Here is a 12,822-nt window from a genome sequence, read left to right as displayed (position 1 = left end):
GGTGTGACACTTGGCGAACCCCGGCACACGCCGGAAGTCGTCGGCGCCTTACCGGGCATCACCGCATTACGCTCAGTCCCATGAGCGACGCACACACCGGGCGCACCACCCCAGGGCACACCGACGGCGCCACGCCCGCGCCGCACGCCGGACCCGCGGAACACGCCGGGCACGGTTTCGAAACGGTGGCCATCCATGCGGGCAACACCCCGGATCCCACGACCGGCGCCGTGGTGCCCCCGATCTACCAGGTCTCCACATACAAGCAGGACGGCGTCGGAGGGCTGCGCGGCGGCTACGAGTACAGCCGCTCCGGCAACCCGACCCGGGCCGCCGTGGAGGAGAACCTGGCCGCCCTGGAGGGCGGCCGGCGCGCCCTCGCCTTCGCCTCGGGTCTCGCCGCTGAGGACTGCCTGCTGCGTACGCTGCTCTCCCCGGGAGACCACGTCGTCATCCCGAACGACGCCTATGGAGGCACGTTCCGGCTGTTCGCCAAGGTCGTCTCCCGGTGGGGCGTGGCGTGGTCGGTCGCCGACACCGGCGACCCGGCGGCGGTCCGGGCCGCGATCACCCCGCACACCAAGGCGGTGTGGGTGGAGACGCCGTCGAACCCGCTCCTGGGGATCAGCGACATCGCCGCGCTGGCCGGGGTCGCACACGCGGCCGGCGTGAAGCTGGTCGTCGACAACACCTTCGCCAGCCCCTACCTCCAGCAGCCGCTCGCCCTCGGTGCCGACGTCGTCGTGCACTCCACGACCAAGTACATGGGCGGCCACTCCGACGTGGTCGGCGGAGCCCTCGTCGTCGTCGACGACGCCTTCGGGGACGAGCTGGCCTTCCACCAGAACGCCATGGGCGCGGTCGCCGGTCCCTTCGACTCCTGGCTGGTGCTGCGGGGCACCAAGACCCTCGGCGTGCGCATGGACCGGCACAGTGAGAACGCCACCCGGATCGCCGAGATGCTGTCCAGCCACCCGCGGGTGACCGAGGTGCTGTACCCGGGGCTCCCCGACCACCCGGGCCACGAGATCGCCGCCAAGCAGATGAAGGCGTTCGGCGGCATGGTGTCCTTCCGGGTCGACGGTGGCGAGCAGGCGGCCGTGGAGGTCTGCGACCGCGCCCGGATCTTCACGCTGGGCGAGTCGCTGGGCGGCGTCGAATCGCTGATCGAGCACCCCGGGCGCATGACGCACGCCTCCGCCGCCGGCTCAGCCCTGGAGGTCCCGGGCGACCTGGTGCGGCTCTCCGTGGGCATCGAATCGGCCGACGACCTGATTGCCGACGTCAAGCAAGCCCTCGGATAGGGAGCGGCTCCGGAACGGAAGCTGTCCTAGGGCCAGGTGTTAGGACGTGGCCCTTGAGCATGGCCCTGGGACGGGAAACCGACCCCAGGGCCGTGCCCGATCACCACTGGGTGAAGGACGGTGTGGTGTCAGACGGCGGTGGGGACCACGGCCGGTCCACCGCCGCCCACACGGCGCATGCCGCCACCGCGGCGCACAGCAGTACCCACAGCGCCCGCCGCACCGTCTTCCTGCGGTGCAGCAGCCGGTGCCCGCGCCGCATGGCCATGCTGTACAGCTCCGGCGGCACGGTGGCCGGCGGGCCTTCGAGGAGGTCGCGAACGGCTGCCTCGCGGTCCTGGCGGCTCGGGCTCATGGGGCGCCCCCGTACCTGCGCGTCATGACGGCACCACCTTCGGCAGCGAACGGGTCCGGTTGGGCGGCGGGTGCAGCAGGGTCGACATGGCGCGGGCGCAGATCGCTCGGATGCGCTCCTTGGGCAGGCCGAGCAGGGCCGCGGTCTGCTCCTCGGCCACGCCCTCGTACATCCGCAGGACGAGGATGAGGCGTTCCTGGGGGTTGAGCCCCTTGAGTACGCCCTTGGGATGGGAGCGTTGCAGACGCTCTCTGAAGGCGGTCGTCAGAGAACTGCTTCCGGAACCGTCTCCGGTGCCGGGCGCGCCACCGTTCCCGCTGTCGCCAAGGGGGGTGTCGCCGTCCGGCCGGTGCGGCGTCCGGTGGATGCGTTGGAGGATGTGCCTATGGAGGACGTTGTGAAGGGCTTCCCTAAGGACATGCCCCAGCGCCTCTCCCACCTCGTACCAGCCGGCGTACCACTGGCTCCGACCGTGGTACTGACGCCAGGCGCCACGTGCGAAGCGCAGTGCGAGCGACTGGCGAGCGTGCTCGTAGGGGTCCTCGCCGCGTAGCCCGTCCCAGGCGGCGTAGGTGTGCGCGAGCGCCGAGGTCAGGAGGCGGCGGGCGCGCGGGTTGTCGTCCAGGGACTCCGCGGTGAGCAGCGTGGCGGCATGCAGGAGTCGCCCGCCCGCGCCGGCGACGAACGCCTCGAACTCCCGGGCCCGGCGGGCGTCCCGCACTGCATGCCGTTCGTGCACCGACCCTCCCGTTGGACGCACGGTTCCGGCACACCGCACGGAGTCAGCCACATCTCAGAGGTACGGATTCCCGGTCTCATATCAGGCCAAGTGCGGGCTGGGGTCAAGAGTTCGTCACCCGGAAGGACAGTCGAGCCGACGCGCCGGCTCTCTGGACGCCGACGCGCGTCCCAGGGGAGTGCCGGAGCCCCGCTCCGTCGCCTCGGCAGCCGGGCCCCGAGCGGGCGCCCGAGGTGCCGTCAGGCGCCCGCAGGGTCCCCCGCGGTCGCCGCGGTGTCCGACACCGGCGTCGTGCCGGTGTGCGGTGCAGCGGCGGACGCGGACACCGTCCCGATGGCCGGGGCGGTCGAGGCAGGCGCCGTATCGGCCTCAGCCGGTGCCGTGGACCCGGTGTTGTGCGCGGCCTGACGGGCTGACAGGGCGGTGTTGAAGCGGGTCAGCAGCGCGCAGAACTGCTTGCGCTCGGCCGGATCCCAGTCGCGGGTCAGCTGCGCCATCAGCTCGCGCCGTGAACAGCGGACCTCGGCGAGCCGGGCGTGGCCGCGCGGCGACAGCTCCAAGACGACCGCGCGCCCGTCCTCGGGATGGGAGGTGCGCTTGACCAGCCCGGTGTCGACGAGCGGCGCGACCTGACGGGTGACCGTCGAGGAGTCGATGCCCATGCTTGCGGCGAGCGCCTTGACGCCCATCGGGCCCTCGTTGTCGAGGCGGTTGAGCAGCAGGTAGGCGGCGCGGTCCATGGAATTGCGGACCTGTCCGACACCACCTAGCCGGGTCTGTTCGGCGCGGCGTGCAAAGACCGCCACCTGGTGCTGGAGGGTGTCGAGAAGGCCGGTGTCGCCGGCTGTCGTCATGTCCATCGACATTTCCGGTGTTGTGGGCATGGCCGGGAGCTCACTTCATGGAAGACGTGTTTGGGTGGAGGACAGGTTACGCGGCTGAGGCGCGCGTGGTGCCCGAGCCGCGCAAACCCTGCGGAGTGCTTCGGGCACAGGGCGCAATCCGGGTCGTGTTCCGAAGTGTGCCATCCCAGGAGCTGTCCGGCATGAACTGCAAGACTGCCGCCATGACCTATGACAAAGCCGCCGCTGTCTCGTCGGTGACCCTCGACGATGTGCGTGGCGCCCAGAAGATGCTCTCGGGCGTGGCACGGATGACGGCCATGGAGGGCAGCAGGCACCTGACCCGGTTGCTGGGCTGCCCCGTCCATTTCAAGTGTGAGAACCTCCAGCGCACCGGTTCGTTCAAACTGCGCGGTGCCTACGTGCGGATCGCCGGACTGCTGCCCGAGGAGCGTGCCGCGGGCGTCGTCGCCGCGAGCGCGGGCAACCATGCCCAGGGAGTGGCGCACGCGTCGTCGCTGCTGGGTGTGCGCTCCACGGTGTTCATGCCGGTCGGCGCCCCGCTGCCCAAGGTGGCCGCCACGCGCGAGTACGGCGCCGAGGTGAGGTTGCACGGTCATGTGGTCGACGAGACGTTGGCCGCCGCCCAGGAGTACGCGGCCGAGACGGGCGCGGTCTTCATCCACCCCTTCGACCATCCGGACGTCGTCGCCGGCCAGGGCACGGTGGGCCTGGAGATCCTGGAGCAGTGCCCCGAAGTGCGCACGATCGTGACGGGCGTCGGAGGCGGCGGGCTCATCGCCGGCCTGGCGGTGGCGGTGAAGTCGCTGCGCCCCGACGTCCGGGTGATCGGGGTGCAGGCGGAGGGCGCCGCGGCCTATCCTCCGTCGCTGGCCTCCGGCCGCCCGATGTCGATCGAGCCGCGGGCGACGATGGCCGACGGCATCAAGGTGGGGCGGCCGGGCGACGTGCCGTTCCGGATCGTCGGAGATCTCGTCGACGAGATCCGCACGGTCACGGAGGACGAGCTGTCCAGCGCGCTGTTGCACTGCCTGGAGCGGGCGAAGCTGGTGGTGGAGCCGGCGGGGGCCAGCCCGGTGGCGGCGTTGATGAGCGATCCGGGGGGTTTCGAGGGGCCGGTCGTGGCCCTGCTGTCCGGGGGCAACGTGGATCCCCTGTTGCTCCAGCGGATCCTGCGGCACGGCATGTCGGCGGCGGGCCGCTATCTCGCGGTGCGGCTGCGTCTGACGGACAGCCCCGGCGCGCTGGCCACGCTGTTGGGGGTGTTGTCAGTGGCGGATGCCAATGTGTTGGACGTGAGTCATGTCCGGACCGATCCGCGGCTGGGGCTCACGGAGGCGGAGGTCGAGCTACAGATGGAGACGAAGGGGCCCGAGCACCGCACCCAGGTGCACGCGGCGCTGCTGGAGGCGGGCTATCGCGTCATGGAGTGACGGGCCGGCGGCCGGCGTCGCCCCGGCGCACGGGCGCGTGCCGGAGCACGTGGCCGGGCGCGCGGTCGCGTCGCGCAAGCCGTTGAGGAACGCGATGTATCGCGTTATAGTTCCGAGGGTGGGCAGGTCCCTGCCGCGTCGTCCCACACGTCATTCCCAGTTCCCTTTTATTTCCTCGCATGCGTCATGCCATTGCTGCGAGGATCTGAGCTTTTCGTCAACAGTCGCCCGTTCGAGGCGACCTGAACTCTTGGAGAAACCCCCATGCCAGGCGCCATCTACGCCGAAGGTCTGGTGAAGACCTTCGGCGACGTAAGGGCTCTGGACGGCGTCGATCTCGATGTCCCCGAGGGCACCGTGCTGGGCCTGCTCGGGCCGAACGGCGCGGGCAAGACCACCGCCGTGCGCTGTCTGACGACACTGCTGCGTCCGGACAGCGGCAAGGCGATAGTGGCAGGCATCGACGTCGTGAAGAACCCCAACGAGGTGCGGCGCTCGATCGGTCTGTCCGGCCAGTTCGCTGCCGTCGACGAGTACCTCACCGGCCGTGAGAACCTCCAGATGGTCGGCGAGTTGTACCAGCTGCGCTCCAAGGCCGCCAAGACCAGGGCCGGCGAGCTGCTGGAGCGTTTCGGACTCGCCGACGCCGCCGACCGCCCCACGAAGACGTACTCCGGCGGCATGCGCCGCAGGCTCGACCTGGCGGCCGCGCTCGTGGTCTCCCCGCCGGTGATGTTCATGGACGAGCCGACCACCGGTCTCGACCCGCGTAACCGCCAGGCCCTGTGGGAGGTCATCCAGGAGTTGGTCTCGGGCGGTACGACGCTCCTGCTGACCACCCAGTACCTGGAAGAGGCCGACCGGCTCGCCCACGACATCTGTGTCGTCGACCACGGCCGTGTCATCGCGCGCGGCACCTCCGACCAGCTCAAGGCCTCCACCGGCGGCGAGCGCGTCGAGGTCGTGGTGCACGAGCGCGAGCACATCACCGCGGCCTCCGAGCTGCTGTCCGGCTACGGCAAGGGGGAGACAACGGTCGAGGAGCACACCCGCAGGCTCACCGTCCCCGTCACCGGTGGCGCCAAGCTGCTCGCCGAGATAATCCGCGAACTCGACGCACGCGGTATCGAGATCGACGACATCGGACTGCGCCGTCCCACCCTCGACGACGTCTTCATCTCCCTGACCGGCCATGCCGCCGAGGAGGAGAAGGTCGACGACGAGGAGGGCCAGGACGCCGGCGGCCAGGGCGGCCGTTCCCGCACGAAGAAGAGCAAGAAGGAGGCCGGCAAGTGACCGCCGTGACCGAATCACCGAAACTCGCCGCGCCCGCGGGCGGCGGCGGCATCGGCCAGTCCTTCCGGGACTCCCTGGTCGTCGCACGGCGCAATCTGATCCGCATGACCCGGATCCCCGAAGTGGTCATCTTCGGGCTCATCCAGCCGATCATGTTCGTGGTGCTCTTCAGCTATGTGTTCGGTGGATCCATGAGCATCGGTGGCTCCACCAATGCCAAGCTCTACCGCGAGTTCCTGATGTCCGGCATCTTCGCCCAGACCGTCACCTTCGCCACGGCCGGCGCCGGCGCGGGCATCGCCGACGACATGCACAAGGGCCTCATCGACCGGTTCCGCTCCCTGCCCATGGCACGTGGCGCGGTCCTCACCGGCCGCACCTTGGCCGACCTCGTGCAGACCGCGCTGACTCTGCTGGTGCTCGCGATAGTCGCGGTGCTGGTCGGCTGGCGCACCCACACCAGCATCGGTGAGGTGTTGGGCGCCTTCGGGCTGCTGCTGTTGCTCGGGTACGCCTTCACCTGGATCGGTGCGCTGATCGGCCTGTCGGTGCGCACCCCGGAGGCGGCGACCTCGGGTGGCCTGGTCTGGCTCTTCCCGGTCACCTTCGTGTCGAACGCGTTCGTGCCCACCCAGAACATGACGCCCTGGCTGCGGCACATCGCCGAGTGGAACCCGTTCAGCGCGATCGTGCAGGCGGCCAGGACCCTCTTCGGGAACCCGGGTGTCTCCACCTCATCGGCCTGGCCGATGCAGCACCCCGTCTGGGCATCGCTGATATGGGCGATCGTGATCATCGTGGTCTTCCGCACGCTGGCGGTCCGGAAGTACCGCAACGCCACGGCGTGAGGTGAGCGGGCAGTGGGCGGGCTGCGCGCGGCATGCGCGGCCCCGGCCCTGACCAGGCCCCCGCGTGCCTGACACGTGTGGCACGCGGGGGCCTGTGCTCAGTCCTGACGAAGCCCCCTAGGCGGCGGTGGGGCCGCTGGGGGCTTCGTCGGAACTCGATCAGTCAGGCTTGAGGGTCAGAGACTGCTCAGCCAGGGATTGTTCTGAGAGGGGTTGCCCTGAGAGAGGGATTGCCCTGAGGGGGACTGCTCAGAGAGGGGCGAGGGCCCCGCGGTCACCCCTGGTAAGGCTTGGCTTCCAGGATCTTGACCGAGGCCATCTTGCCGTTCGGCAGCTCGTACTCGGCGTTCTCGCCGACCTTCTTGCCGTTCACGCCCGTACCGAGAGGGGACTGCGGCGAGTACGTCTCGATGTCCGAGCTTGCGTATTCGCGGGACGCCATCAGGAAGGTCAGGGTGTCGTCCTCGTCGCCGTCGAAGGCGATGGTCACGACCATGCCCGGCTTCACCACGCCGTTGTCCGCGGGAGCCTCGCCGACCTTGGCGTTCTCCAGGAGTTGCGTCAGCTGACGGACGCGGAGTTCCTGCTTGCCCTGCTCTTCCTTGGCCGCGTGGTACCCGCCGTTCTCGCGCAGGTCGCCCTCCTCACGCGCTGCCTCGATCTTCTTTGCGATCTCGGTACGCGCAGGACCAGACAGGTACTCCAGCTCCGCCTTGAGCTGGTTGTACGCCTCCTGGGTAAGCCAGGTGACGTTGTCGCTGGTCTGGGTCACAGGTGCTCCTCGTAGGTACTGGGAATACAAAGCATCGCCCTACCCAAGAAGGATGTCTCCCCACGGGAGGGCGAAACCACGACCCTAACAATTACGACGCCGAAGAGGGAGGACATAACCCACCAGAATTACGTCGCCCCAGGTCGCGCGCGGTCGCAGAGCAATGCAGTCCGATCGTGAATGCCTGCCCGAGTGTGGTGCGACCGATCGGCGAAGGGCGCCTCCAGCTCCAGTATGCGCCCCCTGCGTGTACGAGCGCCCCGTGGATGTCCCAGGTGAGCGCCCCCCGGCTTCCTCGGCGCCTCCCCTCCCAGGGGCGCCCGGCCCCTCTCTACCGGGGGCCCGATCAGTCCGCGTGGCAGCCGAGGAGTTCCGCGCTGCTGCCGCGGGAGGTCGTACGGAGAGTCACGACCTGATCCAGGCGTCCGGTGTGCTGGTCGAAGCGGAAGTCCGCGCGTCCGACCTCCTGGCCGTTGGCGGACTGGGAGCGGAGCGTGCAGTAGCCCTGGGCGCCGGCGTCCTTGTGGACCTCCAGGTGCACCTTCAGGGCACGGTCGGAGACCGCCTTGAAAGTGATCACTTGGGCGCTGATCTTCTGGCCGGCGATATAGTCGTAGCCGGCCCAGCCGACGACGGACAGCAGGGCCACCCCCAGCACCGAGCCGACGATCCGCAGCCTGCGGTCGGCGCGCCGGTCCGTGGCCCCGCCGTAGCGTCCCTCGGGCAGCGAGCCGGGCGCCCGGGACGGCCGGCCCTCCGGCGGAGTGCGCACCGCGCTCATGATCGTCCTCCTGGCAAGGGGCGGGGTCCGGAATTTTTCGCCCCCCGCTTGGGTCACTATAAGAGCCCGTCCGTCACCGGATCGTCCCTCCCCTAGGGCGCCCGCGGGACGGCCCAGGGCGCCGTCATTCGACCGCCGTCCACCGCCAGCCCACAGACCCGCCACCCCGGAGCGGACCCCGCCCGGGGCGGCGCCCCACAACGCCACCGATCGATGCGACCAATCCTGAGGATCGAACCTTGACTGACCAGCTGCGACTGATGGCCGTGCACGCCCACCCCGACGACGAGTCGAGCAAGGGCGCGGCCACGATGGCCAAGTACGTGTCCGAGGGGGTGGACGTGCTGGTCGTGACCTGCACGGGTGGCGAGCGAGGCTCCATCCTCAACCCCAAGCTCCAGGGCGACAAGTACGTCGAGGAGCACATCCACGAGGTGCGCAAGAAGGAGATGGACGAGGCCCGGGAGATCCTCGGCGTCCGCCAGGAATGGCTGGGATTCGTCGACTCCGGCCTGCCCGAGGGCGATCCGCTGCCGCCGCTTCCCGATGGCTGCTTCGCGCTGGAGGACCTCGACAAGGCGGCGGGCCGGCTGGTCAGATCCATCCGCGCGTTCCGGCCGCAGGTCGTCACCACCTACGACGAGAACGGCGGCTACCCGCACCCCGACCACATCATGACCCACAAGATCACGATGGTGGCCTTCGAAGGCGCTGCGGACACCGAGAAGTACCCGGAGGGCGAGTTCGGCCCGGCCTACCAGCCGCTGAAGCTCTACTACAACCAGGGCTTCAATCGTGCACGTACCGTGGCCCTGCACGAGGCGATGCTGGCCAGCGGCCTGGAGTCGCCGTACGGGGAGTGGCTCAAGCGCTGGGACGAGTTCGAGCGCAAGGAGCGCACGCTGACCACGCACATTCCGTGCGCCGACTACTTCGAGGTGCGGGACAAGGCGCTCATCGCGCACGCTACGCAGATCGACCCCGACGGCGGCTGGTTCCGCATTCCGATGGAGCTCCAGAAGGAGGTCTGGCCGACCGAGGAGTACGAGCTGGCGAAGGCGCTCGTGGACACCTCCCTCCCCGAGGACGACCTGTTCGCCGGCATCCGCGACAATGCCTGATATGAGCGCTAGCGCAGCCATGGCCATAACGCATCTCGTCCCCCTGGCCGAGGTGGATGAGAACAAGGTGACCCCCGGCGTCCTCGGCTTCATCGTCTTCGCGGTGATGGCCGTGGCCGTCTGGGGCCTGATGAAGTCCATGAACCGCCACATGGCGAAGGTCGACTTCAAGGAAGCCCCCGAGGACGGCGACAAGCGGTCCACCCGCACCCCCGGGCCCCCGGAGGCCTGAGGCCGACAGCGTCCCGTTCCCAGGCTTGAGGCCAGACCCGGGCCCGGGGCGCCTCCGCCCGGGGACCTGGCCCCCAGACCCCGTGGGTGTCCCCGGCCCTCCCGGGCGTGGAGGCAGCGTCTTGGGCTGCCGGTTTTCAGGTCGTTCGTGGGTGGGGCCTGGGGAGATGCTGGGACGTCGTCCGAGGCGGGACCAGGCCGAGTCCACCGGGCGCGCCGGGTCTGTCAGGCCTCCGGCTGTCCGGGCCTCCGGCTGTCCGGGCTTCGGCCGTCCGAGCTCCCCGAGGCTCAGGATCGGCTACGTCACACGCGGTGCTCGTCTGTGACCGGACGCCGCCACTCACCCCGGCGTGACAGTGACCGGAGCGCCGTCACTCCGGCGGGAAGAGCTTTGCCAGTCCACCCTCCAGCAGGGCGAACGCGTGCTCGGCGTCCCGTACCGCCGCGGGATGGCGGGCGTCCGCCGACTCTCCATGGGCGAGGCGTGCGGCGTTGTCCTGGGCCAGTACCCACTGCACCGAGACGAGCTGGACGGCGGCCAGCCGCGCGGTGAGTTCCGTGACGCCAGCCGTGTCCTGCAACGCCTCGGCCAGGGCGTGCTCGGCGCTCGACTTGAAGCTCTCCATCCGGGCCACCAGCGCCGGAGTGTCGAGGATCATCCGGTGCAGCGCACGCACCTCGGGCCGGTCGTTCAGCCCGGTGATCGGATCGCGGCCGTGCAGACCGGCGAGGAAGTGCTCCCGGAGTGCGGTCAGCGGGCTCATATGCGGTGCGCGAGCCCGCACCACCCGGGCAGCCTCCGTCTCATGATCGGCGAGGCGGTGCGTCACCAGGTCTTCCTTGCTGGGGAAGTAGGCGAAGAGCGTGCGCTTGGACACCTCCGCCGCCTCCGCGACCTGCGCCACCGACACCTGAGTGAAGCCGTGCTCGAGGAAGAGCGTGATCGCCGCCTCGGAGATCGCCGCACGCGTCCGCTGCTTCTTGCGCTCCCGCAGTCCTGGCTCGCCGCTCACGGCGCCACCGTAGCAGAAGGGTTCCCCGGGCGTTTTTTGCACCTGGTGTATAAATATCTCGGGTGTAGATATCTTCCTGGGGCAGGGCGTGCTGCGCGCAGCCCAGGGGCGGAGCGAACGTGATGAGAGGGACTGGGGCATGACGACGAGCGGGACAGCGGGGGACGCGGAGCCGGGGAAGACGGCTGAGGCGGGACCGGGAGGGACGGCGGAGGTGAGCGATGCACAGGGGACCGAAGCGGAGGGGAACGATGCACAGGGGACCGAAGCGCAGGTGACCGAAGCGCGGGGGAACGAAGCGCAGGTGACCGAAGCGCGGGGGAACCAAGCACAGGTGACCGAAGCGGGGGCGAGCGTGGTGGGCGCCGGGGTGCGGAACGCGTCGGGCGGGGTGATCGAGACCGAGGTCGCCATCGTCGGTGCCGGTCCCACCGGGCTTGCGCTCGCCCACGAGCTGGCGTTGGCCGGGGTCGACGTCCTGGTGCTCGAAAAATTGCAGGAGCGCGTCGTGCAGACGAAGGGCGGCGGCATCCAGCCCCGTACGGCCGAGCTGCTCCAGCTGCGCGGGCTGCTGGAACCGCTGCTGACCCGGGCCATGCCGCGCGATCCGGTCGGCGGGCACTTCGCGATGCTGCCGGTGCCGTTGGACTGCACCCCCTGGCACACCCGGCAGCCGTATCCGATCGGAATACCGCAGTGGGAGATCGAGGAGGTCCTGGAGGAACGGGCGGTGGCGCGCGGGGCACGGGTGCTGCGCGGGGCGGAAGTGACCGACATGTCGGCGGTGGGTCGAGCGGCGCCCTGCACCGAGCCCGGCACGGTCACCGTCACCGCCGGAGACACGCAGGTGAAGGCCCGGTACCTGGTGGCGTGCGACGGTGGGCACAGCACGATCCGGCGGTTCCTGGGGATGCCGTTCCCCGGCCGGGCCGGCACGTACCAGGCGGTGCTGACGGACGTCCGCCTGACCGCCGTGTCCTCGCTGGTGCCGCAGCGCTCCGGGCACATCAGCACGCTGACCCGGCGGGCCGGCCGGCACTGGGGGATGCTGGTGCCGATCGGCGGCGAACGCTACCGGTTCACGTTCGGGCGGGTGGACCCGGCGGATCCGGACCGGGCGACGGGTCAGGAAGCGGATCCGGAGAGGGAGCGCGGTACCGGTCGGGGGGCGGACCGCGGCAGCGGTCGGGAGGCGGCCGGCAGCACGAGGAAGAAGGCGGGCCGGACAACGGTCCGGGGCACGGTTCGGCCGACGGGTCGGGAAGCTCCGGTGACGGGCGACGAGATCACCGCGGCGCTGCACGACCTCTACGGCACCGAAACCGAGCTGGGCGGGGTGTACAACGCCTCACGGTTCAGCGACGCCACCCGCCAGCTGGAGCAGTACCGGGTGGGCCGGGTGCTGTTCGCCGGGGACGCCGCGCACATTCACCCGCCGCTCGGCGGCCAGGGCCTGAACCTCGGCATCCAGGACGCGTTCAACCTCGGCTGGAAGCTGGCCGCGACCCTGCGCGGCCACGCCCCCAAGGGCCTGCTGGACAGCTACGAGACGGAGCGTCACCCGGCGGCCGCCTCCGTACTGCACCACACCTCGGCGCAGCGCGTCCTGGCCAACCCCGACGCACCCGCCGACGTGGTGGCGCTGCGCGACATCGTCACCGACCTGATGCGGTTGCCGGACACCAACCGCCACCTTGCGGGCCTGATGTCGGGCCTGTCGCTCCGGTACGAGCTGCCGGGCGCACACCCGCTCATCGGGCAGCGCGTGCCCGACGTCGACCTGGTCACCCCGGACGGGCCCACCCGGCTGTCCGGGCTGTTCGGCACGGGGCACGCCGTCCTGCTGGACCTGGCCGGCGTCGTCCCCGCCGACCTAAAGTCACCGCAGGGGGTCGACCTGGTCCGCGCCGGCTGCCCGGACGGCGGCCTGGACGCCGGCGCGGTGCTGCTGCGTCCCGACGGGTACGTGTGCTGGGCCGCCGACGACCCCGCCAGCTGCCGGGACACGCTGCTGGCGGCGATCCGTGACCATCTCACGACGGCGTGAACCCGGCTCGGGGCGCGGT

At 70.3% G+C, this 12,822-nt stretch carries 11 protein-coding genes and 3 pseudogenes; 7 read left to right on the top strand and 7 right to left on the bottom strand.

The window, feature by feature from the left end:
• Window positions 1-80: 80 nt before the first annotated feature.
• The gene (locus NQO67_RS19170; protein WP_255951261.1) at window positions 81-1,304 is read left to right on the top strand and encodes a cystathionine gamma-synthase; all 1,224 of its coding nucleotides are present in this window, start codon (window positions 81-83) and stop codon (window positions 1,302-1,304) included.
• Between the two features lie 100 nt (window positions 1,305-1,404).
• Here the strand turns inward: NQO67_RS19170 and NQO67_RS19165 are convergent, their stop codons facing one another.
• From NQO67_RS19165 to NQO67_RS19150, 4 genes and pseudogenes are all read right to left on the bottom strand, one after another.
• Window positions 1,405-1,659, bottom strand: coding sequence for a hypothetical protein (locus NQO67_RS19165; RefSeq protein ID WP_255951260.1), 255 nt, complete (start codon window positions 1,657-1,659; stop codon window positions 1,405-1,407).
• Between the two features lie 22 nt (window positions 1,660-1,681).
• Window positions 1,682-1,888, bottom strand: a pseudogene (locus NQO67_RS44795) (sigma factor-like helix-turn-helix DNA-binding protein); the annotation flags it as partial.
• Between the two features lie 246 nt (window positions 1,889-2,134).
• A pseudogene (locus tag NQO67_RS44790) lies at window positions 2,135-2,398 on the bottom strand (RNA polymerase subunit sigma-70); the annotation flags it as partial.
• 380 nt (window positions 2,399-2,778) lie between these two features.
• A pseudogene (locus tag NQO67_RS19150) lies at window positions 2,779-3,264 on the bottom strand (MarR family winged helix-turn-helix transcriptional regulator); the annotation flags it as partial.
• A gap of 200 nt (window positions 3,265-3,464) precedes the next feature.
• On the opposite strand from NQO67_RS19150, the gene ilvA reads away from it, so the two are divergent.
• The 3 genes from ilvA (at window position 3,465) to NQO67_RS19135 (ending at window position 6,838) form a co-directional block, all read left to right on the top strand.
• Complete coding sequence (ilvA, locus tag NQO67_RS19145) at window positions 3,465-4,694, top strand: threonine ammonia-lyase (protein WP_255951315.1); 1,230 nt, start codon at window positions 3,465-3,467, stop codon at window positions 4,692-4,694.
• Window positions 4,695-4,958: 264 nt separating this feature from the next.
• Window positions 4,959-5,990 carry an ATP-binding cassette domain-containing protein gene (locus NQO67_RS19140; RefSeq protein WP_255951259.1) on the top strand — a complete coding sequence of 344 codons (1,032 nt, stop codon included), beginning with the start codon at window positions 4,959-4,961 and terminating at the stop codon, window positions 5,988-5,990.
• Window positions 5,987-6,838: an ABC transporter permease gene (locus tag NQO67_RS19135; RefSeq protein WP_255951258.1), complete on the top strand. Its 852-nt coding sequence runs from the start codon at window positions 5,987-5,989 to the stop codon at window positions 6,836-6,838. The genes NQO67_RS19140 and NQO67_RS19135 overlap by 4 nt, the downstream gene beginning before the upstream one ends.
• A gap of 274 nt (window positions 6,839-7,112) precedes the next feature.
• On the opposite strand, the gene greA is transcribed toward NQO67_RS19135, so the two are convergent.
• The gene (gene greA / locus NQO67_RS19130; RefSeq protein WP_255951257.1) at window positions 7,113-7,610 is read right to left on the bottom strand and encodes a transcription elongation factor GreA; all 498 of its coding nucleotides are present in this window, start codon (window positions 7,608-7,610) and stop codon (window positions 7,113-7,115) included.
• A gap of 346 nt (window positions 7,611-7,956) precedes the next feature.
• On the bottom strand, window positions 7,957-8,391 hold the full coding sequence (locus NQO67_RS19125) for a DUF4307 domain-containing protein (RefSeq protein WP_255951256.1): 435 nt from the start codon (window positions 8,389-8,391) through the stop codon (window positions 7,957-7,959).
• Between the two features lie 239 nt (window positions 8,392-8,630).
• Here NQO67_RS19125 and mca point away from each other — a divergent pair, with 239 nt between their 5' ends.
• On the top strand, window positions 8,631-9,512 hold the full coding sequence (gene mca / locus NQO67_RS19120) for a mycothiol conjugate amidase Mca (RefSeq protein ID WP_255951255.1): 882 nt from the start codon (window positions 8,631-8,633) through the stop codon (window positions 9,510-9,512).
• Window positions 9,505-9,744, top strand: a complete 240-nt coding sequence (locus NQO67_RS19115) for a hypothetical protein (RefSeq protein WP_255951254.1) — start codon at window positions 9,505-9,507, stop codon at window positions 9,742-9,744. Before mca ends, NQO67_RS19115 begins: the two co-directional genes overlap by 8 nt.
• A 370-nt stretch (window positions 9,745-10,114) precedes the next feature.
• On the opposite strand, the gene NQO67_RS19110 is transcribed toward NQO67_RS19115, so the two are convergent.
• Window positions 10,115-10,756 carry a TetR/AcrR family transcriptional regulator gene (locus NQO67_RS19110; protein ID WP_255951253.1) on the bottom strand — a complete coding sequence of 214 codons (642 nt, stop codon included), beginning with the start codon at window positions 10,754-10,756 and terminating at the stop codon, window positions 10,115-10,117.
• Between the two features lie 394 nt (window positions 10,757-11,150).
• Between NQO67_RS19110 and NQO67_RS19105 the strand changes: the two genes are divergently transcribed.
• The gene (locus NQO67_RS19105; protein ID WP_255951314.1) at window positions 11,151-12,803 is read left to right on the top strand and encodes an FAD-dependent monooxygenase; all 1,653 of its coding nucleotides are present in this window, start codon (window positions 11,151-11,153) and stop codon (window positions 12,801-12,803) included.
• Window positions 12,804-12,822: the final 19 nt, after the last annotated feature.

It is taken from the genome of Streptomyces odontomachi, assembly GCF_024435355.1.
Taxonomy (GTDB): Bacteria; Actinomycetota; Actinomycetes; order Streptomycetales; family Streptomycetaceae; genus Streptomyces; species Streptomyces odontomachi.
The sequence above is the reverse complement of the archived record's forward strand: the minus strand, read 5'-3'. Positions and strand labels throughout refer to the sequence as shown.

Coding starts and splice junctions, on each gene's coding strand:
- NQO67_RS19170 (WP_255951261.1), top strand. CDS start 81: ATGAGCGACGCACACACCGGGCGCACCACCCCAGGGCACACCGACGGC.
- NQO67_RS19165 (WP_255951260.1), bottom strand. CDS start 1,659: ATGAGCCCGAGCCGCCAGGACCGCGAGGCAGCCGTTCGCGACCTCCTC.
- ilvA (WP_255951315.1), top strand. CDS start 3,465: ATGACCTATGACAAAGCCGCCGCTGTCTCGTCGGTGACCCTCGACGAT.
- NQO67_RS19140 (WP_255951259.1), top strand. CDS start 4,959: ATGCCAGGCGCCATCTACGCCGAAGGTCTGGTGAAGACCTTCGGCGAC.
- NQO67_RS19125 (WP_255951256.1), bottom strand. CDS start 8,391: ATGAGCGCGGTGCGCACTCCGCCGGAGGGCCGGCCGTCCCGGGCGCCC.
- NQO67_RS19115 (WP_255951254.1), top strand. CDS start 9,505: ATGCCTGATATGAGCGCTAGCGCAGCCATGGCCATAACGCATCTCGTC.